Consider the following 21,794-nt stretch of genomic DNA (forward strand, 5'->3'; position numbering starts at 1 on the left):
TCCAGCAGGGCCTCGGCGGCCTCTATCTCTACCTTGTCCATCACGCGTCGGATTTAGGTTCGCCCAGCTTGTAGATGGCGTACGGTCCCTCGTTCTTGCCGATCGGGGCCAGCGCCTTCGCCGTCACCTCGATCTGGGCGATGTCGGTACGGGTCAGGTTCCAGACGAAACGGGCGTTCACCTGCGCGTTCGGGATGTCGATCACCACGCCGTGCATGGAGATCACACGGACGGCCTTCCGTACCGTCACGATGTCGCGCGGGGCGTGGTATTTAGTCACCGAGTAGGTCTTCCCGTCGATGGTCACGTCCTCGGCGGTCGATACCGTGCCCCCGAACACCTCCTTCAGGGTGTCGTTGTCCCATTCTAGGAAGTTCAGCTTGACCTGTTTCAATCCCGGCTCGTTCCCCACGCTCTCCACGGGCGCGGCGGGTTCCTCCTCGCAGTAGAAGTCGGTCGTGGTATCCGCCTCGGTCGTGAATGAGGCCGTGCCCTTCAAGGTGCGTGCCAATTGCTTCATTACGGCGGGCATGCCGCCTTCCGGGTTCACGTCGCCGAACTGGGCGACCTTCAGGCCTATGGATCTTGTCTTGTTTGTTCCTGTCATGTCTTTGATTTTTGAATTATGAGTCTTGATTTCTTTTTCGGGCGAGAACCCAGCCTAGGGCGAGGCCTGCCAGAACGCCGGTCAAATACCCTTTGAGCGTCATCCAAAAGGGGATGTCCGGAGGCTCTTTCACCTTTAAGGTGTTCGCCAGCTCCTCTTGCGCCCGGTCCAGTCTCTCCTCCAAGGAGAGGACCAGCGCTTGTAGGCTGTCGCATCCGGCGTGGATGACGATCGTTTCTCCCTCCAGCCCGACCGAGGCCGTGGCTTGTCCCTCCTTTTGGGTGTAGGTGGCTCCTTCGGGCAGCCTACGGAGGCTGTCGATCGGCACCCGCAGCGTCGCCAGGCTCGATGGGATTGTCGCGAGGGTGGCGGTGACCTTTCGTTCCCACCGGAGGCTGTCGGCCGCCCGGACGGAAATATCTTCTCTTGTAGTCCTGCACGAGGTGGCGAGCAGGACAGCGATCATACATAGGGCACACCACGATCTTCGCGACGCAGCCCTCCAGACGCGACATACGTGCCTGGAAATCCCGTATCTCGTCATATAGCTTGAATATGGTCTCATTGTCTTTCTCGGCCATGAGCCGGGACACGTCGTCCTTCTCCAGCCGCTTTCTCCTCTTGAGCAGCGGAAGGCCGGCCAGCCAGTTCAAGAGGACGATCAAGCCGCCTCCCGTGCCGAGATAGTTGAACAACGCGTTCCAGTCCATGAGTCCGAATTTTGAATTATGAGTTTTGAATTATGATTTAACTGTCAACTGTCACTTGTCAACCGTCTTGAGCCACCTTTGTACGTCGAACGAGGGGCAGGCCTTCGCCGCCAGCTCGTTGTGGCCGACGATCCGCGCAGAGGGGAAGCGGCGGTGGAAGTCCCTCACGTAGGCGGCGAGGGCTTCCCGCTGCTCCGGGGTGCGGGTGTCCTTGGGGGTGCGACCGTCGGCGGCGACCCCTCCGGCATAGACGATATGCCGGGAGACGGAGTTGTGTCCGGCCGCCCCGTTCGTGATCTCCCAGGGATCCACCACGTCGTCCTCGTTGTTATCCACCAGTCGCTCCACCGTACCGTCGAGGTGTATCAGGTCGGTATAGCCCACCTGTCTCCAGCCGCGGCCGCCTTCACTGAGGGGGGCGCAATGCCAACGGCGGATCTCGTCCGCCGATACTTCACGGCCTTCGGGGGTGGCGGTGCAGTGGATGACTAATTGCTTGAGTTTGGCCATCGGTTACGCTTTGTTATAGATTACCGCCTGGTACTTATTACGGATAGGCAGTGCCGTGAAACGTTTCTGGAAACCGATCACGTCGCCACGCTCGCCTGGATCCTTGTACTTGGCGAACACCTCGATATCGCCGTCGGCGCGCATCACCTCCTGGTCGGAGTAGAACAGTGAGCACTGCGCGTCTGCCTCCGCGTCCCCTGTACCGAACGCCACTTTCGTACCGTCCGCTTGCTTGTAATATGGGAGTTTGGAGAAGGTGAAGACGTTGAACCCGAATAAACGGTTCGACTCCAGCATTGTCTTGTAGAGCTTCATATCCTCCAGTTGCAGGTCCGCCAAGTGGTACGGGTTCAGTACCGCTACCAATGTAGCCGGGTCGATGTCCTGTGAACGGAACCAGGCATCCATTTTTAGGATGTCCTCGAAAGAAATCTTACCCGGCGCAAGGGTTTCCTTGGCCGGTGTCAATTCGGCGTGTTTCGCCGGTGCCCAGTTATGCGCGGCGTAGGCGGCCGTCTTCGACTGCAAGGTATTGCGGTGCTGACGCACCACGCTCTCCATCTTGGAGTAGGCCGTTTCCATCTCCTCCACGTTGCGCACCACCGTGTTCTTCGTATCGAAGGTATGAAGGGGTAAATCCAACGGTGTATCGGGGCGACTCATGGTCTCCACGGGATAATCCGTGTTATCAATCAATACATCTGGAGCGACACCGGCTTCGGCCAAGTTGATTTTGTTGTATTCCACCATCGGTGTCATATCTACCGAACGGGTCAGGAACGTGCGGTCGGGATAGAACCCTTCCATCAACATGGCGATCCAAATTTGCTTTTCTATAGGCATAAAATACTTGTTTAATGGTTATTTAATCCGTTTCTTCAATTCCTCGAACGCCTCCGGATCGTCCGCTTTCAGGCGTTTCAATCCTTCGGGGTCTTCCTTGGCCCATTTGAGATAGGTCCAGTCCTTGCGCCCATCCGCTACGGCTGTCCTGCCGGTCGAATGGGTGACTTTGGCTGACAGGGATTCCTTGGCGGGGATGGCCTCCAGGGTTGTCTTGGCCATGTCATAATCGTTAAGGGCCAGTCTCTCGAACGATTCTTTTTTATCGGCGGTAATGCGGCCCTCCTTGATGGCCAACGCCACCAATTCGGTCGCTTTCAGTTTGCGGTGGTTGTCCAGTTCCTTCTCGGCTTTCTCGGCACGTGACTGGAGTTCCATGATGGCGGCGGAGATCGACTTGCCATCCGCCTCGTTGCTTTTTAAGCCTAACGCGATATACGCCTCGGCTGTCAGGATGATTTTGTCCATTTCGTTGTTGTTGGGTTTGTTGATGTTTAACAATGCCTCGACGCTTAGTTTTACCCGGTCGTCGGGGATGATATCGCCTTGTTTGGTGTACAGGCGCAGCGCGTTCCTGTTGCTGGGGACGCTTACCAGGCTCACTTCGCACAGCTCCCAGTCGGTCACCGTCACGCGCTCCTCGCCGTTCGGCAGGGTGCGCAGTTCCACGGCGTTGATGATGATTCCGGGGCTGCATCCTTTTAAAAAACCTTTCTTCGCCTGGCGTTTGCATTTCGCCCCCAAAGTGTCCTCCTCGTCATAGACCGCCTTGCCGATCAACCTCGTTCCTTCTACCCTCAAAGCGGTCATCTGGCCGATCAGGCTGGCGGACTCGTGGTTGAAAAGCATCACCGGATTCTCGTTGTAACGCTCAAAGCGTCCGCCGGCGTTCAGGAGGACAAAGCCGTGGCTGTTCACCACGCTCTCATCGTTCAATGCATATTCGTCTTCGTTCATGTGCGATCCGTTTTTGAGGGCGAAATTACCGGGAGCGTTCCGGGAGCGAAAACAGGGGTGAAATTCTTTACACTCTTGTTTCCAGCCACTTTAATTCACTTGAACTTTGCCGAAAACAAAGAACGCTTATGGTAGAAAAAGCAAACAAGGAAAAGGCGGGCATCCGTGTGAAAGACCCGCAAAAGTATGAATACGCCTATCTCCTGTATATGCAGAAGGTTCCCCAGAAGGAGATCGCCGAGCGGGTAGGCGTGAGCCAGCAGACGCTGGTCAAGTGGAAGGAGGACGGCGGTTGGGGGTTGAAACGCGCCGCCCGAACCGTCAGCCGCGACCAGATCATCAACAAGACGTTGATGAAGATCAATGAGATGCTTGACAGTGAGGAGGGTTTCAACGGTGACGAGTTTGCGAAACTGGCAAGTCAGCTGGAAAAAATCAAGTCAGGATATACCTTGGACGATGTAGCTGACATCTTGACGAAATTCGGCGACTGGATTATCGAACAAAGCGCGTCGGACAAGGCGATCACGACCGGGTTCGTACAGCAGCTCACCAAATATCAAGACAAGTACCTTTTAATGCGCATTAACAATGGCTAAGAACAAACTGAGCAAGGAGAAATGGAAAAGATGGGAGGAACGGAAAAATCTCATCCTCTCTTATGATTTTCACCTGTCAGACACATCAAGAGAGGTAGAAGCTCGCACCGATATGGCACGTAAGGACTACTCATTCTTTGTTGAGACCTATTTCCCGCACCTCTGTACCGACAAGGAGACCGGGCGTATCACCAAGTGCGGCAAGTTCCAGATAGACGCGGCCAAGTACCTGAAGACGTGTCCCCATACCCGTGCCGTCTTCGAGTGGGCCCGCGGCCACGCCAAGAGTACCCATATCAGTCTGATGATTCCTATCTGGTTAATGATCCAAGAGAAACGCTCCATCCACGTGATGATATTGGTATCGAAATCGGAAGACAGCGCCGACCGCTTGCTTTCCGACCTGCAATGCGAGCTGGAGTTCAACAGTCTTCTGAAAGCGGACTTCAACATTCAGATCGACGAGGGCAGCTGGAGCACCGGCGAGTTCAAGACCAAGGACGGGATGCTCTTCATGTCCATCGGCCGGGGCCAGTCCCCCCGTGGTATCAAGAACCGGGGCCAGCGTCCGGATTATATCGTGATCGATGATATAGACGATGACGAGATGGTACGCAACCAGGCGCGTGTGTCGCAGGCGTTCGACTGGTGCCTGACCGCCCTGCTCGGCGCAATGGACATGGGGCGCGGGCGATTCGTGCTGGTCGGGAACCGGATCGGCAAGGACAGCATCCTGAGCCGTTTCGCCGAACGTCCGGAGACGCACCACACGGTGGTCAACGCCATCGACGCATCCGGTCAGCCCTCCTGGGCGGAGAAATACAGCCGGGAGGAGATTTTGAAGCTGCGCACCTACATGGGTGAACGGCGGTTCCAAAAGGAATACATGAACAATCCCGTCAACGAGGGGGCGGTTTTCCTGCGCAAACATATCCGCTACGGGAAAATGTTGCCATTGAAAGAATACCGCAGCCTGATCTGCTATACCGACCCCTCGTTTAAGGCATCCACGCAGAACGACTTCAAGGCGACCATGCTGGTGGGCAAGACCAAGGGTGGGCAATACCACCTCCTGAAAGCCTACGCAGACCAGACCAGCGTCTCCAACATGGTCGCTTGGCATTACGACATCGACGGCTATATCGCCGGACGTGTCCCGGTGATGTACTACATGGAGTCGAACTTCATACAGGACTTGATGCTGGACGAGTTCAAGAAGGTGGGAGACTCTATCGGCCACCAGATCCCCATCCGGGGCGACGGGCGCAAGAAGCCGGACAAGTTCTCGCGTATCGAGGCGATGCAACCCCTCTTCGAGCGTGGCTTGATTATCCTGAACGAGAAAGAGAAGGATTCACCCGGCATGACGCAATTGGTGGAGCAGCTCTTGATGTTCGAGAAGGGCAGCCGGGTACACGATGACGCGCCGGATGCCTTGGAAGGTGCCGTGTTCCTGTTGAACCAGCGTAGCATGGCCTGTGCCGGAACCTATCGGGTCGGCAAACGTCCAAGCCGGAAATATTAAGCAATAGATAATTCATAAATCATAATTCACAGTCATGTTTTTAGAGATTGAAGAAATGAAGACGGTGGCCGCCGAGTACAAGCTGGAGGAGATCACCGATTACGACGACACGATCGTACAGGCCTGTATGCTGGCGGCGGTACAACGGGTCACGCGTCTGTTGTCCGGACGGTATGACGTGGAAAAGATCTTCTCCGCCACCGGTAACGAGCGGGACGCAGAACTGTTGGAGATCTGCAAGAACATCGCCCTGTGGTTCCTGATCCGGCGCTGCAACGTGGACATCCTCTACAGTCGGGTGAAAGAGACCTACGACCGGGATATGTCCTACCTAAAAGAGCTGATGAAGGGCGATATCCCGTCCGGGCTTCCCCTCCGGGAAGACGGCGGGAATCCGGTCGGAGCGGTACGCTTCGGCAGTAACCCGAAGTTCCGTCATTCGTGGTGAATTTCCAAGACCGTTAAAACGCTATCAAAACCCGTTAAAAACAAGAGATAAACATGAAAACGGATAAGTATATACCCAAACATAAAAAAGGCTCTAAAAAGCCACAAAAGACTTTCGTTAAGCAACGGGAGGGATTGGTGCGGAAAATCGTGCCCAAAGCGATCAGCCGTGTCAGGAAAGACCTCGACAGCTGGCGGTGCGCGCTCCGCCAGGCGGACAGCGTAGACCGCCCCCGCCGCCGGGAGTTGATGGACCTGTATGCCGACGTGATGCTCGACGCGCTCCTGACCAGCCAGATCGAGCAGCGCATCGGCCGGACGCTCTCCTTGGAGTTCAGCCTGAAAGACGCTTCGGGCAAGGTGGACGAGGAGGCCACCCGGACTCTCTCGTCGGCGGTCTGGTTCCCGCTCTTGATACGTTATATGTTGGAATCGGTTTTCTACGGCCATTCATTGGTCGAGTTCTCCACCTCGGAAACGGACGGTATCGGCGTGACGCTGATACCCCGGCAGAACGTGGTACCGGAACAGGGGCTGCTCCTCTATGACAGCACCGCCGACGAGGGGGCGTATTACCGGGAACTGCGGGAATACGGCACCTATGTCGTGGAGTTCGGCGCGCCCGGTAACTACGGGCTGTTGAACAAGGCGGTGCCGCACGCCCTGTTCAAGAAGTTCGCCCACTCGTGCTGGTCGGAGCTGTGCGAGATCTACGGCATACCGCCCCGCTACATCAAGACCAACACGCAAGATCCGGCGATGCTTGACCGGGCGGAGGATATGCTGCGCGACATGGGGTCGGCGGCCTACTTTATCATCGATACCACCGAGGAGTTCCAGTTTGCCCAAGGTGTCAGTACGAACGGGGATGTGTATAACAACCTGATCTCTCTTTGCAACTCCGAGATGTCGCTGCTCATCAGCGGGGCGCAGATCGGGCAGGACACCAAGAACGGCAACCGATCGAAAGAGGAAGTGGGTGTCAAACAACTGGAGAAGTATGTCAATTCCGATAAACGGCAGGTGGAGGACTGGATGAACTCCATCGTCCTTCCGGCGCTCTTCCGGATCGGTTTTCTTCCGGACGGCTTGCGTTTCTCGTTCAATTCGGAAGAGGACACCGGACAGTTGTGGGAACGTACCGCGCAAGCGATGCAATACTATGAGATCGATCCGACTTGGATCAAGGACAAGTTCGGTATCGAGGTGACCGGCAAACGATCATCCGGACAGGAAGGTTTTTTCGGATCAGCCCCGAAAGAGAATCGGGGCTGACGGCACGGATCAATGAATTGTACCGGGACGGTCTTACTCCTTTTGAGTCCGAGGGTAACGAAGACATACCCGCTATCGACGAGCGTGTCTTCAAATCGGCCCTGCGAAAGATATTCCGCAGGGAGGGTTTCACGGCGGAGATGCTGGCGGAGCCGAAGGTCCGTGCCTTGGTGGACGCGTATGCCGGGGCGTATGAGGGGGCGATCGCTCCCTCTTTGGAGAGCGGCGTGATTCCGGAGGCCATGGCGCGAAAGCTCAAGGAGGATATCTTTGTCTTTTCCGGATTCAAGACCTACCAGGGATTGAGGGAGGCATCCCGCCTGTTGCGCGACGAAGACGGGACGGTGAAGCCGTTCAACCGTTTTTACAACGATATAACGGCGATCAAGGAGGATTATAACCGCCATTGGCTGAAAGCGGAATATCTCTTCGCCCAGGCCTCTTCGGAAATGGCCGCCAAATGGAAGGACTTTGAGGCGGACGGCGACCGCTACAACCTGCAATACCGTACCGCGCACGATAGCAAGGTTCGTCCGGAACACGCGGTACTGCACAATGTGACGCTACCGGCCTCTGATCCCTTCTGGGAGGAGTTCTTCCCGCCAAACGGATGGCGATGCCGCTGTACGGTGGTACAGGTGCGCAAAGGCAAGTATCCCGAATCGGACAGCGTGACCGCCATCCAGCAGGGACGGGAGGCGACCTACCAAGCGGGAAAGAACGGCGTGAACCGTGCCGAGATGTTCCGTTTCAATCCCGGCAAGCAACAGGTCGTATTTCCGAAACACCATCCTTATTATGACGTAAGCCAACGCGAACGGGAAGCGGTACGGGACGCCCTTCATCCGGGGGAGAAAGAATATATGGTGGTACCGACCACCGCCGGACAGCTTCGTATCCATAGCGGGCATGGCAAGGGAGAGCGGAAAGAAAACATCCGGGTCGGCTCTTATTTCGCCAACAAATACGGCTACGAGATCGACCTGCTGGATAACCCGGACGGCGTGAAATCGGCGGACAGCTACAACCGGACGTTGGGGTATGAGGAGGAATACAAGGTCAGCCAGACGCCCTCCAAGAACTCCATCGACCGATTGATCCGGGACGCCAAGAACCAAGCCGACCATATCGTGCTTTGGATCGATTCGGATATATCGCTTGAGGATTTGAGTGCCGCCTTGCGTTCAAGGGTGCGCCGTTCTGATAACATACGGACCATTACGATCGTGATAAACGGGAAAGATGTAAGTCTGACACGGGCCGAGATCGTATCGGAGGGCTTTAAAATACGACTGGCAGACCTGAAGTAATCAAATCTGCCAGAAGGGGGCTCACGGCCTTTCGGCTTAGAACCGCCGCAAATATACAAAACATATCAATATGGACAACAACGATTTCCTAAATAATGTCATGCGTGACCTGAAAGTCGAGCTGGATGACGAATTTGACCGCAACTTCGAGCGGAAGGCCTTCTTCGACCGGCCGTGGGCACCGCTCAGTCCGAACTACAATCCGTCGGAGGGATCGATGTTGATGCGCACCGGTGCCCTCCGGCGCAGTCTGCATAGCCGGATAGACGGCACGAGGTTGATTTATGAAAACAGCCTGAAATATGCCGGATTACAGAACTACGGCGGCACGGTGCGGCAGGACTTCGTCCCCTCCGACAAGATGCGCCGCTGGGCATGGGCGAAAGCCCGTGAACGCCGTGAACAGGGTGACAAACCCGGCGAAGAGAAGTTCCGCCGTATGGCCCTCGCCAAACGGATCAGGCGGACGATTTCAGTACCAGCCCGCCCCTTTATCGGCGAGCATCCCCGTATAAGGGAAATCGCCGCGGAAGTGGTTCGGGAGAATGCTGAAAAGACATTGGAAGAGGCTAAGCGAGCCTTCAAATCATAAATTACAAATCATAAATCATGAAAGAGATTTTGGAAGCCGTCATGCGGCGGCTAAAAGAGCAGGTTCCCGATCTGGCTTACGTCAGCGAAGACTGGGGACAGATGGATTATTACAACGAAGCCCCGCCGGTAAAGTTTCCTTGCGCGCTGATCAGCGTGAGCCACATCGGCTTCGAGTCGGAAACGTGGGGGTTGCGCCGTGCCCGGCTGACCTTCCTGATCCGTATTGCCGACTGTCCCGTTTTCACGGGTAACATGGCCGCTCCGGAACAGCACCGCAGCCGGGCATTCGCTATCTTCGACTTGATGGAACAGGTGGGCAATTGCCTGTATGGGTTCGGTACCGATGCTTTCAACGATATCGAGCAGCAGGAGGTCACCCGTTACAACCGTGAGGACGCGATCCGCGAATATGCGATGACTTTCACGACCGGGTATGCGGTGGAATCAGAAGAGGGATAACTGCCGGTCTTCATTGCGGGTACGTTCTTGGTGGATGTTCACCCCGATGTAATTCAAGAACGTCCGGTAGCACATCGGATAAACCGGATAGACGTACCGCCGCCACACCTCTTTGTAGCAGCGGTCGCGCCTACCTGGTTCATAATGCCGCCTCACGATGTCGCAGACAAGCGCGATGCGTTTTAATGTATTCCGGTGATAACCCATAGAACAGATAAACCAAACAACCTTTGTGTGAACAAAGATAAAAGGCCCGGAAGGTTATTACAACCATTTCCAGACCTTTCTCTTGTAATGTTATCATATTTCTTATATAACACTTTTATATGTCGTTTTTGATAACACTTTCTATATCTTCAACCGCTTTTAAAATCGCCGCGGAGCTTTGTCGGAGTTTTTTGTTCTCCTCTTCAAGTATAGCAATCTTTTCCCTTTGTAACCCGCTTGTTTCAAGGAGGCGGAGATAATCGTGCCCCGTTCTTAACAAGGCTCTTGAGGCCTGTTGGTGACCTGTTTCACGTTTTATCTCCTGCAACATCCTGTTGTCATCTACGGTTAGATTGCGAATCAAAATGTTTTTAACCATCACTCTTATGTCGTTATTGATTCTTTTCTGCTTCTAGATGTTGTAATCGTTTCAAATGATAGACCACTGCCTCGAAAAACTCAAGGCTCATTTCACTTTGCCGCTTGGCAATCCGACTTCTTAACCGTGGAATACGTTCTTTAATCAATTCCGCTGATCCCTCCGCATTCTTGATGCATTGGGAAACGCTGGGCACTAAACCCATTTGACGTGCGATTCTTGTATTCATATCTATTTAATTTAGAATTAAACAAAACCTAATAGCTTGTGGTATTTTTCCAACACTTCTACTAATTTTTTTTCATCTATTTCACCCAGACTTTTCCGGACGCAGAACCCTTCATCGGAACAGTCGTAGAATAATTCTCGAATTTCTTTTACCATCTCCCAGCATTTTTGGCGATTTTCTATTGCTCTATGTTGGAGAGTATAAGCATTCTTTATTTCTTGCTCCATATCAGGTAAAAGAAGTTTGATAAACTCGTCATACTCACATTTATAAAGATGAATTGAAACGCCATCAGCTATATCAATATCAATACTTCTGTTTGACAAATCATTGTTTCTTATCTTCATATTTTTTTAGTTGTTAGTTTATCTTATCTTTTACTGCAATAGCACATGTAACCATCATTTCAATGGAGACAACAAGAAGTCCAAGCCAAAAATTAATTCTAAAAGCCACTACAGCCAGAACGACAAGAAACAATATGTAACCGGTCAGGCCTATCAAGCCAAAAATAATTTTATTCATACGCCTACTTTCTTTATTAATAATATCTGCTCCGATTTATCTCGGAACAGCTCTTGCTTGATCATTTGAGTCCATACCTTCAGTATTTTTTATAAAACCGCCTTCTCCTCCGTATTTGTGATAACTCGAAAAAGAAGGCGGTTTTTATTTTCCCGTATGCCTACGCGACCCTCCACTCTTATGTGGCGTCTTCCGGCATATAAGCCGATACATACGTTGTTACCTCGCACGATACGATTACCCGACCGGTGCCTTTACACTGCGGGCAAATCGTACCCTCCTTCCTTCCCTTACCCTCGCAGACTTTGCAGACCACGATATGCGGTGGGATCGTCTTTTCACGTTTGAGTGCCGGGGATTCCGTTTTGACAGGTTCCGCCGGTTTTCTTCTGAATTTGTTTAAAATGTTGCTCATATTCATTTTGATTATCTATTCTTACCTGTTTCATCCGGCTGCCAGGCGATAGTTACGACCGCCTTCAGACGTTTATTCCCTTTACACACGGGGCAATCCTGCTTGATGCGCTCTCCGTAATCATCCACTCCCCAGAACCAGCCGTTGCCGTGGCAATAACTACAGGGGAAGCCGCCGAACTCGACCCGTTCGACAGGACACTCTTTCGGGAAGAGCGGCGGCTGGATCAATAGCGCGTGTTGTTGCTTGCTCATGCCTCTGTCATTCCTAATGGTATCGCTATCCATGCCCCGTTGTCGTTCTTGACCTCAGCCCGGATGAACTGTTTGCTGATGGCCGGTTGGTAGGCTTCCTCGATGATCTGCACGCCTTCCATGAAACGCTCGTCTTCCGATTCCTCGGCTATCTTGCGAAGCTGGACGATACGGCTTGCCTTCAGCGTTCCTTGCGCGTTACGGGCCAACAGGCGGAGTACCATTTTTACGAGTGCCTTCGTTTTCTTGTTGTCGGCAAGCCCCTCGATATACTCCTTCACGATGGCGATACCGTCCTCCACCGTGTCGCGGTAGCCGTCGGTCTCATAATACCCTACGGTGATACGCTTGTCCCCCGCCGTATTGGTGAAGGTGTCCGTGCGTTGGCCGTCTTTTTTCAACTTCAAGACTTCCGACTTCATGTCGATCACACGGCGGAAGTTATTCAGTACGCCGTTTTTCACGGTCTTGATGCAGTCGCTGACCGCTTGCAAGTCCGGGATCGCCTCCTCGATCGTTTCGTCCACCAGTTCCTTGTAGGCCTCGCGGTCACGTTTGGCCTGTTCCTTGGCTCGTTTGGCGGCCTGTTCTTTCCTGAACGCTTCAAACTGTCTCAGTTCCTCGTCCGTCATTTCGACTGTTTGTTTTGTTGCTTCCATGTTTTTTCTTTTTTTGAATTGTTACACATCTGTTTATTCTGAGTTTCTTTGTATTTCATATATTCCCGGCGGAGGTAGTCGATGGATCGCTCCAGTTTCTCGATCTCCTCGTCCCACTCCCGCAGCAGCCGGCGTTGCGCCTCCATATCCTTCACCGGCCGGGTGAGCAGCGTGTCGACCAGAAAGTCGCGCTCGCCTTTCAGGTAGTCCAGACGGCGGCGCAGGCGTCCGCCCTGTTCCTCGATCTCATCAAGTTTGTCTTGTAGGGGTATATAGCGTGCCATTGTCAATCCCCCTCCTTTTGTTTCCGGCGGATAGCGCGAATCTTCTTTAATAATGCCTCCAGTTCCTCGTAATCGAGCCGGGCAAACCGTTTGCCGGCGATCCGTTTGTCGAGGCAGAAGGCATCGACCCTCTTCCAGTCGGCGGTATCGACACCTGACAGTTGCATCTGGTGAAGCACGGCCGACCGCTTGCTTTTCAGGATACGCATGGCCTCGGTCTCTTCGGCGCGTGTCAGCTTCTCCATCGCACGGATGGCTTCGTTGTATTCGTGGAGCGACATTTCGCGCAGGCTGTCGGTACGCCCGTTCGTGAACTGAAGCACGATCTCTTCCTTGCTCGCTCCCGGCATCTGTTTCAGCAAGCCGTAGAAAGCGGCGTAATTGTCGGGCTTTGCGTAGCCTTGTTTGGGTTTCATTTGTATTACTTTCATATCTGATTCGTTTTAGATTAAACCGGCTTCACGTGCTCCCTCTTCCCAAATGACATACCGGCCGGTGTCGCCGATGTAACGCCCCTTGCTGAAAGCTACGTAGCCCTCGATATAGATCTTTAGGTCGGCGTCATACATCACGCTGGTGGCTGCGTCACCTTTCGGGTTTTTACCCCGTGCGTGGCTGATGAAGATGAAGAGTTTGTCAGGGAACGCCTCTTTCAAGAGAATATAATCGCGGTAGTTCATTTGCGTGTACTGGATACTGTCGATCACCACGATGTTGAAGCTCTTGTGACGGGCAAGCCGTTCCTTCAGTGCCGGGATGTCTTCCTTGATGAATGCCAGGCGGCGGCTTACTTCGGCCATGCCGAACCGACGTAGGTTATTCTGCACCGTCAGGCAGGTGCCTTCCTCCAGCGAATTGAACGCCACCCGGTCGTATTTGCACAGCTCTTTGCAGAGTTGCATGACGAACGAGGTCTTCCCGTTGCCCGAATTGCCCCAGATGAACCAGACACCCCGGTTCTCGGGCGTATCGAACGCCTCTTTCCATTTTCCCTCAAAGGGGAATGTCTCATATTTCTTGTCTAGGATGTCCCGGACGCTTATTGCTCGTTTCATGTTGTTTTCGAATTGTGTTCAAATAGCATTCGAACGGTTGTTTACTCGCCCATCCGTTTGACCCGGTGGATCGCCTTTTTCACGCGGCGGAGGTCGAAGTCGCACGGTTCGGCGTCTCGGATCACCTCGTCGATCTTTTTCCGGTCGCTCAGCCCGTTGGCAACACAGATGGAATAGACATCGTTCGGCGTGGTGGCCTCCAGCTCGAAGAACTTGCGTCCCATGCGGCTGTAGAACTCCTTGTAGCCGGGCTTACGGTAGCGCAGGCCGTTCTGGATACGCTTCACGATGTAGTCGGTCGAGAGGAAGATGATGCCGCATTTCTCCTCCAACTTGTTGTACATGCTGATGAAGTAGTGGAACACCGGTTCGGTCAGTTTATCGGCTTCGTCGAAGATCAGGAGCGGAGCTTCCATCTGGATCACGTCGTCTAGGATCAGGCTCCACACCTCGCGGATGTTGTGCCCGTCGGTCTTGATACCCACCTTCCGGGCAATCTCACGCACGAAGTCTCCTTTCTTCATATCTTCGGAACAAAGGATATAGAACACCTCTTTGTGTTCTTCGGTATAGAGGCGGGCCGTCGTTGTCTTGCCGCACCCGGCTTCGCCCACCACCCAAGTGACGTTGCGCCAGCGCTGGGCATCGTCGAGCGCGAAGTTGATCTCTTGGTAGGCGGAGGTCTCGACGATCTGCCAGCCGGTTTCGTTCTTTCCGCCACCGATCTGTGCGGCGATGTCGCGGAACATCTTATCCGAAATGTTTTCATACTTGCCGTTCACGATACAACTGATCGTGCCGACCGATGTGTTCTTCAAACTCCCGGCCGCCTTGTTTTGGCTGGGATACTTGGCGACGTAGGCGCGAAGAGCCTCGCGGATGGCGTCTTTCTGTTTGTTGCTTAATGCTTCCATTGTATGATTTTCGATTTATGATTCCTAATTTATAGTTTGCCTGCCACGTTACTCAAGCTTACCTCGTTGTTGCCGCCGAGCTGGTCCCAGGTGACGTTACTCAATTCCTTGGTGTCGCGACCCAATGATACCCGAAGCGTCCGTCTCTTCGGTTGGCTGTACTGGCGTGTACGGCGGTCAAGCTGTTCCTTGGCCTCTTTGGAGAGCCCTTTCAGGTCGGGGCTGACCAGGCCGTGCTGTTCCGGAGCGACACCGTGTTCGTATTCGATCTCCTTGGCGATAATCTGTCGTTCGACACGCTCGCCGGCTATGGCTTCCTGCTGCCGGCGGATAAACGCCTTATCCTCTTCCGTTTGTTCCTGTTGGGCGCAGTGGATATAGATCGGCGGCAACCCTACGCGCTCGAAGCGCAACGCTCCGCCTTTGTCCATCCAGAGCAACCGGACGCTGCGCATGTCGGTCGGATCGTATTGCACATAGAACTGCTTGAATGTGTTCCGGCGACGCCATTCCAGATCCGGATTGCCCTGGTCGTCATACACCTCGTAGGTATAGTCCTTTTTCTGCACGGTGATCTTGATGCCGCTGGAGGTGAAGGTCGAGGGCTTCTCGGTCGTGTACCAGAACATGTCGACCATGTCGCGCACGCTGACGGCATCGGTCTCCTCGTTCACGCTGTTTTCGTACATCTCGATCCGGGAGATACCGGTGGCCGGGTGTTTCATCTCGTTCCACTCTTCCCGGGCTGCCTCGTAGATCTCGTGCAGTTCGTCCAGCGTGGGGAGCGCGTCGATATTGGCGTTGATGATCTCCAGGTTCGGGCGGCTGGTGGCCTTTACGGCGGTCACGTTCTGCCCCGTGTAGCCGAAGCGCGTCCAGAGCACCTGTTGCTGGAAACGGCCGAAGATGTTCTCGATCGTTTTCGACTCGCCATTGTAGGGGGTGGTCGGCCGGTGGATCCGGCTGATCTTCGAGAAGAACCCCTTGGCCGTGTTCTTCTTGTGGCCTCGCTGATTGTCGCACACCAGCTCGTAAGGCTTGTGCCCGCTGCGCTGTATCGCCATGCGGAAGGCGTGGTATTGGGCGATGTAGTCCTCCCGCTCGCTGATATGGTAGCCCAGCAACACCTCGCTGTAGGCGTCCACCACCTCGTAGACGTTGATCGTGCGTTTGTTTCCGCTTTCGTCCCGGTAATAGAGGTTCAGTTTCGTGCCGTCGCCATACCAGAGGGAATCCCGGCTGGCGGGGAGCAACGTGTGGTGCTTGCGGTCGTAGAGCTGGTGTGTCCGCATTTCGCCGAACACGGCATCGTGCCACAGGGGTTTGATACGGGGGCTGTTCAGCCAGCCCTTCATGCCCCGTTCGCTCTTGAGCGGTTTCCAGCCCCTTTCCGGGGCCGTGCGGTTGTAGGTCTCGAAGATCTGGTGGTCGGTATATTTGGGCATCTGGCTCCGCTTCAGTGCGATGATGTACCGTCCTTCCTCCTCGCCAATCTTCAGCGTGTTCCTGTTGCCATACTTCCCGCTGATCAGCGTCTCGTAATGGTCGGGGCTGTACCGCTTGATCAGTTCCTTCAACCGTCCGACACAGCCGGGCAGCGTATGGCCGAACTCTGTGCGCAGCTCTTCGCTCCGTTTCATTATCTCCTCCCAGTAGTCGCCTGATACGCCCAGCTTGTTGCGGTTGGGACGGATGCGGGCGATATCGCCGATCAGCGTATTCAGCACCGAGGCGTTCAGCGTATAGGCCGTGATCGTCGGCTCCGGAAGCGGTACCAGCTCGCCGTTCTTGTCATAGCGGTGCTTCTCGAAGAAGTCCTCCGCCTTCTCATCTTTGCGGACACGTCCGCGCAGTATCTCTCTTCTCATGATCTCTTCGGGTTCGCCATACTTGGCGACAAAACGTTGTTGGTATTTGTCGCGAATGGAGGAATAGACGTACAGGGCGCGATTCCCCTCGCCGCCGCCACGGTTGACGCATTGGATGTTTCCCCGGCGGACATTACTGTAAAGCGTGTTAGGCTTGATCACCGGATCATCCCCGGATGTCAGTTCTTCGTATGTCACGCACAATATTTTATTGTAATATTCCATTCCCGATTGTTTTACCGGTTAATAATCTTCCAGTTTATCGATCGGCACTCTTTTTACCAGCCGTGCAGAGTTGCCGAAATTCAACACGGCCAAAAACATCACCCATACCGGATTACAATCCGCCATTCCAACCAACAAGGTAAAACTCAGCAGAAAGTAAACGGTATATAACTTCTCTTTCCCGGTAAGGCTGCGCCACCAGGCGATCTCACCGCTAAACGGTTTTAACCAGTCCGCTTTCATGATTTCCATTGTTTACAGGTTCGTCACCCACTTCGGAACCTCCGCGCAGCAAAGCCATTTTCCGGATCGCTTTGGCCAACCTGGTATCTTTCTTGTATGCTAGCGCACGCGATACAGTTTCGGAAGTGCAATTCATGAGCAAGGCAATCCGTTTTACTTCTCCATGTTCTACTACGATTCGTCTCTTCATCGTCATATTATCTGAGTTCTACAATAAGGATTTCTTCATCAAACGCTTTGGCCAATTCAGCCTTGAAGTAAGACATCGCGCACTCACCGCCAAACACGGCAATAAACGTCACGTTTTCCACTTGGTAGATGAAAGTGTCTTCTTCTCCCTTGAACCGGCCTAAAAAGCCATCCACTTTCGACCATTCGCGAAAATTCACTGAAACTCTAATCGCTTTCATATCATTTATTGTTTAATGTTATCACCGTGGGCGATCCCGGATTCGAACCGAGGACAATGGCCTTTATGGTTAAGTTTCGCCTGTTCTACCTGACTGAACTAATCGCCCGCCCGTCTTTCCGGGCTGTCAGTTATCCGGAAACCTATTTGCTTTGTTCGTTAATCATTGAAAGAATACACTTCCTGTCTTCGTCCCAAAGTGGAAGCCCTAATTCAATCGTTCGCTTGACCACTTCCACCTCACCAACCAGTTTCATCGCCTGGTTGCGGAAGTCAGTGTCTTCATACGCATGAGCTTTACCAATCAGGAAGTCGGCAAGATCATTTGTAACTTCCTTTTGTCGATTCAATTTCACATTACAGTTCACTACCCGTATATAGATATCTCGGATAATTTGGCTTTCTCCATGCTTCTTGAACTCTTTGCAAAATGCGTCTTTATCCATTGAGGTATTCATATACACTTCATGGATGTATTCAAAATCTTCCAGTGTCGACACGATGCCTGTTCTCTCTTCAAATTCTTTTTGTGTCATAATTTCATATTTATTGTTATTATTCAGCATTTTCCACCTTAAAAGAAAAGTTCCTATCTGCCAATACCTGCTTTACAAAAGACAGATCGTGTTTATCTACTGGGAAAAACACGGCTTGATAGTCCACACTCGGACAAGCCTTGATAGCCGTTTTCTCGGCCATTCCCTTAACCAGTTCGTGAAGAAATCCTACTGTTTCTGCCGTCGCCTGCGCAATAATCACTTTTGCCTTCATCGTTTCTTATTTATATTCGTTTATAATCGGTTTCGTGCCACATCCGTAGCAGTTCCTCAGGGTATGAATCATTTTCTTGACGTAAGAATCTGGAGCGGAAAACACAATGCCATTCTCTTTGTTATAGCTAAAACTCACACCGTCCAACATCAGCAGGTTCGCAACCTTTAACCTGTTGCTCTGTACTTGCCATTCCTTAATCTCGTCCTTCATATCCTTTGTCATTTTTAAGTTTTACTTCTAAAATTCGTCTATATGACCGCCTTTGCTTATCTTTGAGGCGTGGTCATATTTTGATCACGCTGCAAATATACAAACATGTTTTCAATTATGAGCAATAAAGGAGAAGAAAAAGAAAATATTTTTTCAAGCAAGCCTTTGCCGGCAATAAATGAAAGAGTGAAAATCTTAGTAGAGCATTACGCAAAAGGTAGTGTAAAACGCTTTAGTGAAATAATAAATCTATCAAGTTCTCAAAAGCTTAATCGGGTATTCAATTTGGATAAACGAAATAATGAATATCCAGAAGTAAGTAGTGATATTTTACTGTCAATTGCAAACATGCTTTCAGATATTAATACGGAATGGCTATTAACAGGAAACGGAACAATGTCAAAAACAAGCCGTTCGGTAGAGCCAACACATACGCACATCACTCATTCATCCAATAATAAAGATAATGAAACTGAAGAATATAAGCAACAGGTTCATCCAGAAATAGTAGATAAACTTCTTGCTACAATACAAGAGCAGGCGAAAGAAATAGGAAAGTTAGAACAAACGATTACACAACTCAGAAGGGAATTGGGGGATGCTGTATCGGCTGCGAATGGTTCCACCATTGCCAGTGTAGGTTAAAACGCATTCGGCGGACTATTTGCCCTAAAAATGGTAAATAGCTAACAGACAAAAAAGTAACTTAAAATATAGGGGAGTGAATAAATATTTGAAAAATACAACTTCCCCCAACTAATAATATCAAAAACGACAAAAACAACCGTCTGAAAAGCGTCTTATATACATCAATCGCATAAAAAAATGTGGGATAATGCACAGCCAAATGCACAGCCAAACGGCACGTTTCGTTTTTGCACTGCTTAAAATGCACAGGCAAACGCACAGCCAAGTGCACAGCCAATATGAAAAAAGCGGCATTTCCAGCCGTTCAAGACGACAGGAAACCCGCTATTCGATCTAAAAACCGTTCAAACAGGTATTAAAAGCTGATAAAACAACTACTTAGCAGCCCTTATCAGGTGCGATTGAATGATCATAGCCCGTTTGGTGATCTTACAACTCCCGTCAGTCATACCAGCGTGCAGAAGGCTGTTTTTGGTAATGCCTATCTCTTTCTCCGTTAGCACATCAAAGATGGCCGAAATCGATCCGAAATAGTAGTTCTTCTTCTCGTAGATCAAATGTACATGGATAACCTTTATCATAACGCATTTAGTATTTACTTTGTCGCAAATATACCAAATAGCACTTATATAGAATAATCTATCAACAGATTTAACAAATCGAATCCACAACAAAGCAAAAGAAAAGAGGCTCTTTTTAAGCCTCTTCATTCTTTCAGCGGACAAACAATCAACCGAGCCAACAAAACGCCCCAGTGCGCTTCATTTGCGCCCATGTAGACCCCATATTAAACCAAATCTGCCGTCCAATTAAACTTATGTTCAAGAAATCCGTTCAAACCCCATTCAAAATTAAAATGCAGTTCAATTCAATTAAACCGTTTGCGCGTTTCGTTTTTCTTGGTCAGTTCTTTAACTATATTGTTAACCTGTTGTTTTTCAGTTAAAACAAGCCTGTTTTACTCTATACTGTTTTTACGCATTTCGTTTTACCCCCCTTACATATTCCCAAAATACGTCAATTTGGTGGTCTTGACCAGATCGCCCTCTAAGTTTTACATTATGCAAAACTTCTACAGTTTTAACATTCCCAAGATCAGTACTCAACAGCTGCTGATATATTTCTTGAGTAAATTTCTCATATTCTGTATTTGGATTCATATTATTTATGGACAAGCTTTACCAAAATCTTATTTCACATTGGATGCAGAGGCCTTATTATCGCAAGCATCTATAAGAATAATATTTCTATCGTTCTGGAGTCCAAGATCGTCCAAAATATTCAATGTTTTTTGATGCTCGGTCTCATTGAAATAAAGAATAACTTTCATACTTTGATTTGTATTATTTGCCATTTCGTATATCTTGACCTGATTCGCCAAATTTTGTTTCAGTTTAGAATTACTTGCAAGTTTAAACTCAACAAGCGTTTTATCGGAGCTTCCCATAGAAATTTTATAATCCACAGGACCTCTACCATTATTAACTTCTGCATTTATGTCAAATATTGAAGCAAACCATGTGAGTTTAAAAAGTAGTTGAAGATCTTTTTCTTTTCTTACAGGCTTACCATCATGATAGAAAAGCTTATAACCATCCTTGTTCTCGATGAAATCTTTCAAAAATTCAACACGTTTCCTTGAAGCCTCATAAGATCCCACTGCTGTTTCTGTATAAAACGACGTATTAGAATTTAAGCTACATATCAAAGTTTGAATATTTCTTACATAAACCTTATCTACGGCTGAGACGATTTCCCTAGAGTTCTTTTTTGCCTCTTCCCTTTCTTCTTCTTTTATCTTGATATAATAATCCATCAACATCGGGAATTGAAGAATCGTATTTGCAGCAGCTTCATTCCTCACTTTCTCTGTAACCTTTTTCTTTGGAAGCTGTCTCAGATAAACATCATTAATTTGATCCCTTAATGTTTCATTCGGCAAACTACTCGTAATATCCAATAGACGATGTCTCATTTCACTTGCATTAATCCATGTTTCATCTTTTGTAAGAATATCTTTGGGAGTCAGAATAACATAATCATTATTAAAATATGGCAACACATAACTATGAGACATCCAAGTCTCATAACCATAGTCAAAATATACTTTTGAAACAGCAACCTTCTTGCATTGGTCTGAAGTCAAGTACTTTTGTGCAAAAGTTTGCGTATATTCAAGTAGATATTGTTTTATTAAGTTACAAGTAAAATCACTTATATTATCTCGTCCTACTCCAACTCTAAACAAGGACAATTTTTCCAAATGAGATGTTTCTGTTATCTTTTCTTCTCTTAGATTCGGAAAAACACGTTGAATAACTCTTGACATTGATTCCCCAAAATCTTTTCCCAGCCCCAAGCCTCCATTGCCTGTTTCGCTATATCCAAGCCAATTTTGTTTAACTTCAGGAAATGTATACCATCTTTTAATTTTTTCCAAAGAAATTTCTCCACTCGCTTTATCTCTTAAGAAAGCAAGATAATCAAGTATTTTTTCATGCAATAATTTATACTCTTGCTTTTCACTTGCATAAAGCAGAAATGGATCTATAAAAAGAGGTATATCATTAAGCAATGAAATATTCATTGCACCATACTCTTCTATGATAGATTCATCTACATTAAAAATATCCGAGAAATACACCATAATTGCAACATTT

The 21,794-nt window shown here is 50.4% G+C and carries 36 protein-coding genes and 1 tRNA gene; 9 read left to right on the plus strand and 28 right to left on the minus strand.

Features of this window, described 5'->3' with window-relative positions:
• Positions 1–40: 40 nt before the first annotated feature.
• On the minus strand, positions 41–607 hold the full coding sequence (locus ACYIA1_RS11475; protein WP_480335325.1) for a hypothetical protein: 567 nt from the start codon (positions 605–607) through the stop codon (positions 41–43).
• A 92-nt stretch (positions 608–699) separates the two neighbouring features.
• Here ACYIA1_RS11475 and ACYIA1_RS11480 point away from each other — a divergent pair, with 92 nt between their 5' ends.
• Positions 700–894: a hypothetical protein gene (locus tag ACYIA1_RS11480; protein WP_259010732.1), complete on the plus strand. Its 195-nt coding sequence runs from the start codon at positions 700–702 to the stop codon at positions 892–894.
• 18 nt (positions 895–912) lie between these two features.
• Here ACYIA1_RS11480 and ACYIA1_RS11485 read toward each other — a convergent pair whose 3' ends face one another.
• Genes ACYIA1_RS11485 through ACYIA1_RS11500 form a run of 4 tightly spaced genes read right to left on the minus strand, consistent with a single transcriptional unit; the run spans position 913 to position 3,627 of the window.
• Complete coding sequence (locus ACYIA1_RS11485) at positions 913–1,317, minus strand: hypothetical protein (protein ID WP_368311885.1); 405 nt, start codon at positions 1,315–1,317, stop codon at positions 913–915.
• A 51-nt stretch (positions 1,318–1,368) separates the two neighbouring features.
• A complete protein-coding gene (locus tag ACYIA1_RS11490; RefSeq protein ID WP_272024454.1) occupies positions 1,369–1,827 on the minus strand; it encodes an N-acetylmuramoyl-L-alanine amidase in 459 nt (152 codons plus the stop codon).
• A gap of 3 nt (positions 1,828–1,830) precedes the next feature.
• Positions 1,831–2,670, minus strand: a complete 840-nt coding sequence (locus ACYIA1_RS11495; RefSeq protein ID WP_128616802.1) for a hypothetical protein — start codon at positions 2,668–2,670, stop codon at positions 1,831–1,833.
• An 18-nt stretch (positions 2,671–2,688) separates the two neighbouring features.
• Entirely contained in the window at positions 2,689–3,627 is a 939-nt protein-coding gene (locus ACYIA1_RS11500; protein ID WP_128616803.1) for an HK97 family phage prohead protease, read from the minus strand.
• 128 nt (positions 3,628–3,755) lie between these two features.
• Here ACYIA1_RS11500 and ACYIA1_RS11505 point away from each other — a divergent pair, with 128 nt between their 5' ends.
• The 7 genes from ACYIA1_RS11505 (at position 3,756) to ACYIA1_RS11535 (ending at position 9,836) form a co-directional block, all read left to right on the plus strand.
• On the plus strand, positions 3,756–4,226 hold the full coding sequence (locus tag ACYIA1_RS11505; RefSeq protein WP_128616804.1) for a terminase gpP N-terminus-related DNA-binding protein: 471 nt from the start codon (positions 3,756–3,758) through the stop codon (positions 4,224–4,226).
• Positions 4,219–5,751 (plus strand): hypothetical protein, encoded by a 1,533-nt coding sequence (locus ACYIA1_RS11510; RefSeq protein WP_128616805.1) that lies wholly within the window; start codon positions 4,219–4,221, stop codon positions 5,749–5,751. The genes ACYIA1_RS11505 and ACYIA1_RS11510 overlap by 8 nt, the downstream gene beginning before the upstream one ends.
• 34 nt (positions 5,752–5,785) lie before the next feature.
• Entirely contained in the window at positions 5,786–6,199 is a 414-nt protein-coding gene (locus tag ACYIA1_RS11515) for a phage protein Gp36 family protein (RefSeq protein ID WP_128616806.1), read from the plus strand.
• A gap of 53 nt (positions 6,200–6,252) precedes the next feature.
• Positions 6,253–7,473, plus strand: coding sequence for a phage portal protein family protein (locus tag ACYIA1_RS11520; protein WP_368311893.1), 1,221 nt, complete (start codon positions 6,253–6,255; stop codon positions 7,471–7,473).
• Entirely contained in the window at positions 7,377–8,783 is a 1,407-nt protein-coding gene (locus ACYIA1_RS11525; RefSeq protein ID WP_368311895.1) for a phage minor head protein, read from the plus strand. The genes ACYIA1_RS11520 and ACYIA1_RS11525 overlap by 97 nt, the downstream gene beginning before the upstream one ends.
• A gap of 70 nt (positions 8,784–8,853) precedes the next feature.
• A complete protein-coding gene (locus ACYIA1_RS11530; RefSeq protein ID WP_128616809.1) occupies positions 8,854–9,375 on the plus strand; it encodes a phage virion morphogenesis family protein in 522 nt (173 codons plus the stop codon).
• Between the two features lie 17 nt (positions 9,376–9,392).
• Positions 9,393–9,836 (plus strand): hypothetical protein, encoded by a 444-nt coding sequence (locus tag ACYIA1_RS11535; protein ID WP_196007217.1) that lies wholly within the window; start codon positions 9,393–9,395, stop codon positions 9,834–9,836.
• On the opposite strand, the gene ACYIA1_RS11540 is transcribed toward ACYIA1_RS11535, so the two are convergent.
• From ACYIA1_RS11540 to ACYIA1_RS11635, 20 genes are all read right to left on the minus strand, one after another.
• Positions 9,822–10,043 carry a hypothetical protein gene (locus tag ACYIA1_RS11540; protein WP_128616811.1) on the minus strand — a complete coding sequence of 74 codons (222 nt, stop codon included), beginning with the start codon at positions 10,041–10,043 and terminating at the stop codon, positions 9,822–9,824. The genes ACYIA1_RS11535 and ACYIA1_RS11540 overlap by 15 nt on opposite strands.
• 115 nt (positions 10,044–10,158) lie before the next feature.
• Positions 10,159–10,422, minus strand: a complete 264-nt coding sequence (locus ACYIA1_RS11545; protein WP_128616812.1) for a hypothetical protein — start codon at positions 10,420–10,422, stop codon at positions 10,159–10,161.
• A gap of 13 nt (positions 10,423–10,435) precedes the next feature.
• Positions 10,436–10,651, minus strand: a complete 216-nt coding sequence (locus ACYIA1_RS11550; RefSeq protein ID WP_480335331.1) for a hypothetical protein — start codon at positions 10,649–10,651, stop codon at positions 10,436–10,438.
• A 17-nt stretch (positions 10,652–10,668) separates the two neighbouring features.
• On the minus strand, positions 10,669–10,998 hold the full coding sequence (locus ACYIA1_RS11555; protein WP_128616813.1) for a hypothetical protein: 330 nt from the start codon (positions 10,996–10,998) through the stop codon (positions 10,669–10,671).
• 13 nt (positions 10,999–11,011) lie between these two features.
• Positions 11,012–11,176, minus strand: a complete 165-nt coding sequence (locus tag ACYIA1_RS11560; RefSeq protein WP_172718850.1) for a hypothetical protein — start codon at positions 11,174–11,176, stop codon at positions 11,012–11,014.
• Positions 11,177–11,354: 178 nt separating this feature from the next.
• Entirely contained in the window at positions 11,355–11,591 is a 237-nt protein-coding gene (locus tag ACYIA1_RS11565) for a hypothetical protein (RefSeq protein WP_230319851.1), read from the minus strand.
• A gap of 11 nt (positions 11,592–11,602) precedes the next feature.
• Complete coding sequence (locus ACYIA1_RS11570; protein ID WP_009275154.1) at positions 11,603–11,845, minus strand: hypothetical protein; 243 nt, start codon at positions 11,843–11,845, stop codon at positions 11,603–11,605.
• Complete coding sequence (locus ACYIA1_RS11575; RefSeq protein ID WP_128616815.1) at positions 11,842–12,504, minus strand: DUF3164 family protein; 663 nt, start codon at positions 12,502–12,504, stop codon at positions 11,842–11,844. Before ACYIA1_RS11575 ends, ACYIA1_RS11570 begins: the two co-directional genes overlap by 4 nt.
• On the minus strand, positions 12,474–12,788 hold the full coding sequence (locus ACYIA1_RS11580) for a hypothetical protein (RefSeq protein WP_022192706.1): 315 nt from the start codon (positions 12,786–12,788) through the stop codon (positions 12,474–12,476). Before ACYIA1_RS11580 ends, ACYIA1_RS11575 begins: the two co-directional genes overlap by 31 nt.
• Before the next feature lie 2 nt (positions 12,789–12,790).
• Positions 12,791–13,219: a hypothetical protein gene (locus ACYIA1_RS11585; protein ID WP_234061089.1), complete on the minus strand. Its 429-nt coding sequence runs from the start codon at positions 13,217–13,219 to the stop codon at positions 12,791–12,793.
• Positions 13,220–13,231: 12 nt separating this feature from the next.
• Positions 13,232–13,843, minus strand: a complete 612-nt coding sequence (locus ACYIA1_RS11590) for a P-loop NTPase family protein (protein WP_128616816.1) — start codon at positions 13,841–13,843, stop codon at positions 13,232–13,234.
• A 41-nt stretch (positions 13,844–13,884) separates the two neighbouring features.
• The gene (locus ACYIA1_RS11595; RefSeq protein WP_196007223.1) at positions 13,885–14,757 is read right to left on the minus strand and encodes an AAA family ATPase; all 873 of its coding nucleotides are present in this window, start codon (positions 14,755–14,757) and stop codon (positions 13,885–13,887) included.
• Between the two features lie 29 nt (positions 14,758–14,786).
• Positions 14,787–16,850, minus strand: a complete 2,064-nt coding sequence (locus ACYIA1_RS11600) for a kinase (protein ID WP_480335335.1) — start codon at positions 16,848–16,850, stop codon at positions 14,787–14,789.
• Positions 16,851–16,868: 18 nt separating this feature from the next.
• Positions 16,869–17,102, minus strand: a complete 234-nt coding sequence (locus tag ACYIA1_RS11605) for a hypothetical protein (RefSeq protein WP_417174692.1) — start codon at positions 17,100–17,102, stop codon at positions 16,869–16,871.
• Positions 17,065–17,283: an ArsR family transcriptional regulator gene (locus ACYIA1_RS11610; protein WP_121735300.1), complete on the minus strand. Its 219-nt coding sequence runs from the start codon at positions 17,281–17,283 to the stop codon at positions 17,065–17,067. Before ACYIA1_RS11610 ends, ACYIA1_RS11605 begins: the two co-directional genes overlap by 38 nt.
• Before the next feature lie 7 nt (positions 17,284–17,290).
• Positions 17,291–17,503 carry a hypothetical protein gene (locus ACYIA1_RS11615; protein ID WP_121735235.1) on the minus strand — a complete coding sequence of 71 codons (213 nt, stop codon included), beginning with the start codon at positions 17,501–17,503 and terminating at the stop codon, positions 17,291–17,293.
• A 27-nt stretch (positions 17,504–17,530) separates the two neighbouring features.
• Positions 17,531–17,611, minus strand: a tRNA-OTHER gene (locus ACYIA1_RS11620).
• A gap of 34 nt (positions 17,612–17,645) precedes the next feature.
• Positions 17,646–18,038 carry a hypothetical protein gene (locus tag ACYIA1_RS11625; RefSeq protein ID WP_128616817.1) on the minus strand — a complete coding sequence of 131 codons (393 nt, stop codon included), beginning with the start codon at positions 18,036–18,038 and terminating at the stop codon, positions 17,646–17,648.
• A gap of 19 nt (positions 18,039–18,057) precedes the next feature.
• Positions 18,058–18,273 carry a DNA-directed RNA polymerase subunit beta gene (locus tag ACYIA1_RS11630; protein ID WP_128616818.1) on the minus strand — a complete coding sequence of 72 codons (216 nt, stop codon included), beginning with the start codon at positions 18,271–18,273 and terminating at the stop codon, positions 18,058–18,060.
• A 6-nt stretch (positions 18,274–18,279) separates the two neighbouring features.
• Positions 18,280–18,486, minus strand: a complete 207-nt coding sequence (locus ACYIA1_RS11635) for a hypothetical protein (protein ID WP_121735232.1) — start codon at positions 18,484–18,486, stop codon at positions 18,280–18,282.
• 117 nt (positions 18,487–18,603) lie between these two features.
• On the opposite strand from ACYIA1_RS11635, the gene ACYIA1_RS11640 reads away from it, so the two are divergent.
• A complete protein-coding gene (locus ACYIA1_RS11640; protein WP_128616819.1) occupies positions 18,604–19,131 on the plus strand; it encodes a hypothetical protein in 528 nt (175 codons plus the stop codon).
• Between the two features lie 377 nt (positions 19,132–19,508).
• Here ACYIA1_RS11640 and ACYIA1_RS11645 read toward each other — a convergent pair whose 3' ends face one another.
• From ACYIA1_RS11645 to ACYIA1_RS11655, 3 genes are all read right to left on the minus strand, one after another.
• Positions 19,509–19,715: a hypothetical protein gene (locus ACYIA1_RS11645; RefSeq protein ID WP_121735230.1), complete on the minus strand. Its 207-nt coding sequence runs from the start codon at positions 19,713–19,715 to the stop codon at positions 19,509–19,511.
• Positions 19,716–20,108: 393 nt separating this feature from the next.
• Positions 20,109–20,294, minus strand: a complete 186-nt coding sequence (locus ACYIA1_RS11650; RefSeq protein WP_480335339.1) for a hypothetical protein — start codon at positions 20,292–20,294, stop codon at positions 20,109–20,111.
• A 29-nt stretch (positions 20,295–20,323) separates the two neighbouring features.
• Positions 20,324–21,781 carry a hypothetical protein gene (locus ACYIA1_RS11655; protein ID WP_220577192.1) on the minus strand — a complete coding sequence of 486 codons (1,458 nt, stop codon included), beginning with the start codon at positions 21,779–21,781 and terminating at the stop codon, positions 20,324–20,326.
• Positions 21,782–21,794 lie beyond the last annotated feature (13 nt).

It is taken from the genome of Parabacteroides sp. KHUB-02, assembly GCF_056640955.1.

What these genes read in the sequence shown, in the direction of transcription:
- ACYIA1_RS11475 (WP_480335325.1), bottom strand. Translation starts at nt 607, where the DNA reads ATGACAGGAACAAACAAGACAAGATCCATAGGCCTGAAGGTCGCCCAG.
- ACYIA1_RS11485 (WP_368311885.1), bottom strand. Translation starts at nt 1,317, where the DNA reads ATGGACTGGAACGCGTTGTTCAACTATCTCGGCACGGGAGGCGGCTTG.
- ACYIA1_RS11490 (WP_272024454.1), bottom strand. Translation starts at nt 1,827, where the DNA reads ATGGCCAAACTCAAGCAATTAGTCATCCACTGCACCGCCACCCCCGAA.
- ACYIA1_RS11495 (WP_128616802.1), bottom strand. Translation starts at nt 2,670, where the DNA reads ATGCCTATAGAAAAGCAAATTTGGATCGCCATGTTGATGGAAGGGTTC.
- ACYIA1_RS11500 (WP_128616803.1), bottom strand. Translation starts at nt 3,627, where the DNA reads ATGAACGAAGACGAATATGCATTGAACGATGAGAGCGTGGTGAACAGC.
- ACYIA1_RS11505 (WP_128616804.1), top strand. Translation starts at nt 3,756, where the DNA reads ATGGTAGAAAAAGCAAACAAGGAAAAGGCGGGCATCCGTGTGAAAGAC.
- ACYIA1_RS11510 (WP_128616805.1), top strand. Translation starts at nt 4,219, where the DNA reads ATGGCTAAGAACAAACTGAGCAAGGAGAAATGGAAAAGATGGGAGGAA.
- ACYIA1_RS11515 (WP_128616806.1), top strand. Translation starts at nt 5,786, where the DNA reads ATGTTTTTAGAGATTGAAGAAATGAAGACGGTGGCCGCCGAGTACAAG.
- ACYIA1_RS11520 (WP_368311893.1), top strand. Translation starts at nt 6,253, where the DNA reads ATGAAAACGGATAAGTATATACCCAAACATAAAAAAGGCTCTAAAAAG.
- ACYIA1_RS11530 (WP_128616809.1), top strand. Translation starts at nt 8,854, where the DNA reads ATGGACAACAACGATTTCCTAAATAATGTCATGCGTGACCTGAAAGTC.
- ACYIA1_RS11535 (WP_196007217.1), top strand. Translation starts at nt 9,393, where the DNA reads ATGAAAGAGATTTTGGAAGCCGTCATGCGGCGGCTAAAAGAGCAGGTT.
- ACYIA1_RS11540 (WP_128616811.1), bottom strand. Translation starts at nt 10,043, where the DNA reads ATGGGTTATCACCGGAATACATTAAAACGCATCGCGCTTGTCTGCGAC.
- ACYIA1_RS11545 (WP_128616812.1), bottom strand. Translation starts at nt 10,422, where the DNA reads ATGGTTAAAAACATTTTGATTCGCAATCTAACCGTAGATGACAACAGG.
- ACYIA1_RS11550 (WP_480335331.1), bottom strand. Translation starts at nt 10,651, where the DNA reads ATGAATACAAGAATCGCACGTCAAATGGGTTTAGTGCCCAGCGTTTCC.
- ACYIA1_RS11555 (WP_128616813.1), bottom strand. Translation starts at nt 10,998, where the DNA reads ATGAAGATAAGAAACAATGATTTGTCAAACAGAAGTATTGATATTGAT.
- ACYIA1_RS11560 (WP_172718850.1), bottom strand. Translation starts at nt 11,176, where the DNA reads ATGAATAAAATTATTTTTGGCTTGATAGGCCTGACCGGTTACATATTG.
- ACYIA1_RS11565 (WP_230319851.1), bottom strand. Translation starts at nt 11,591, where the DNA reads ATGAGCAACATTTTAAACAAATTCAGAAGAAAACCGGCGGAACCTGTC.
- ACYIA1_RS11570 (WP_009275154.1), bottom strand. Translation starts at nt 11,845, where the DNA reads ATGAGCAAGCAACAACACGCGCTATTGATCCAGCCGCCGCTCTTCCCG.
- ACYIA1_RS11575 (WP_128616815.1), bottom strand. Translation starts at nt 12,504, where the DNA reads ATGGAAGCAACAAAACAAACAGTCGAAATGACGGACGAGGAACTGAGA.
- ACYIA1_RS11580 (WP_022192706.1), bottom strand. Translation starts at nt 12,788, where the DNA reads ATGGCACGCTATATACCCCTACAAGACAAACTTGATGAGATCGAGGAA.
- ACYIA1_RS11585 (WP_234061089.1), bottom strand. Translation starts at nt 13,219, where the DNA reads ATGAAAGTAATACAAATGAAACCCAAACAAGGCTACGCAAAGCCCGAC.
- ACYIA1_RS11590 (WP_128616816.1), bottom strand. Translation starts at nt 13,843, where the DNA reads ATGAAACGAGCAATAAGCGTCCGGGACATCCTAGACAAGAAATATGAG.
- ACYIA1_RS11595 (WP_196007223.1), bottom strand. Translation starts at nt 14,757, where the DNA reads ATGGAAGCATTAAGCAACAAACAGAAAGACGCCATCCGCGAGGCTCTT.
- ACYIA1_RS11600 (WP_480335335.1), bottom strand. Translation starts at nt 16,850, where the DNA reads ATGGAATATTACAATAAAATATTGTGCGTGACATACGAAGAACTGACA.
- ACYIA1_RS11605 (WP_417174692.1), bottom strand. Translation starts at nt 17,102, where the DNA reads ATGGAAATCATGAAAGCGGACTGGTTAAAACCGTTTAGCGGTGAGATC.
- ACYIA1_RS11610 (WP_121735300.1), bottom strand. Translation starts at nt 17,283, where the DNA reads ATGAAGAGACGAATCGTAGTAGAACATGGAGAAGTAAAACGGATTGCC.
- ACYIA1_RS11615 (WP_121735235.1), bottom strand. Translation starts at nt 17,503, where the DNA reads ATGAAAGCGATTAGAGTTTCAGTGAATTTTCGCGAATGGTCGAAAGTG.
- ACYIA1_RS11625 (WP_128616817.1), bottom strand. Translation starts at nt 18,038, where the DNA reads ATGACACAAAAAGAATTTGAAGAGAGAACAGGCATCGTGTCGACACTG.
- ACYIA1_RS11630 (WP_128616818.1), bottom strand. Translation starts at nt 18,273, where the DNA reads ATGAAGGCAAAAGTGATTATTGCGCAGGCGACGGCAGAAACAGTAGGA.
- ACYIA1_RS11635 (WP_121735232.1), bottom strand. Translation starts at nt 18,486, where the DNA reads ATGAAGGACGAGATTAAGGAATGGCAAGTACAGAGCAACAGGTTAAAG.
- ACYIA1_RS11640 (WP_128616819.1), top strand. Translation starts at nt 18,604, where the DNA reads ATGAGCAATAAAGGAGAAGAAAAAGAAAATATTTTTTCAAGCAAGCCT.
- ACYIA1_RS11645 (WP_121735230.1), bottom strand. Translation starts at nt 19,715, where the DNA reads ATGATAAAGGTTATCCATGTACATTTGATCTACGAGAAGAAGAACTAC.
- ACYIA1_RS11650 (WP_480335339.1), bottom strand. Translation starts at nt 20,294, where the DNA reads ATGAATCCAAATACAGAATATGAGAAATTTACTCAAGAAATATATCAG.
- ACYIA1_RS11655 (WP_220577192.1), bottom strand. Translation starts at nt 21,781, where the DNA reads ATGGTGTATTTCTCGGATATTTTTAATGTAGATGAATCTATCATAGAA.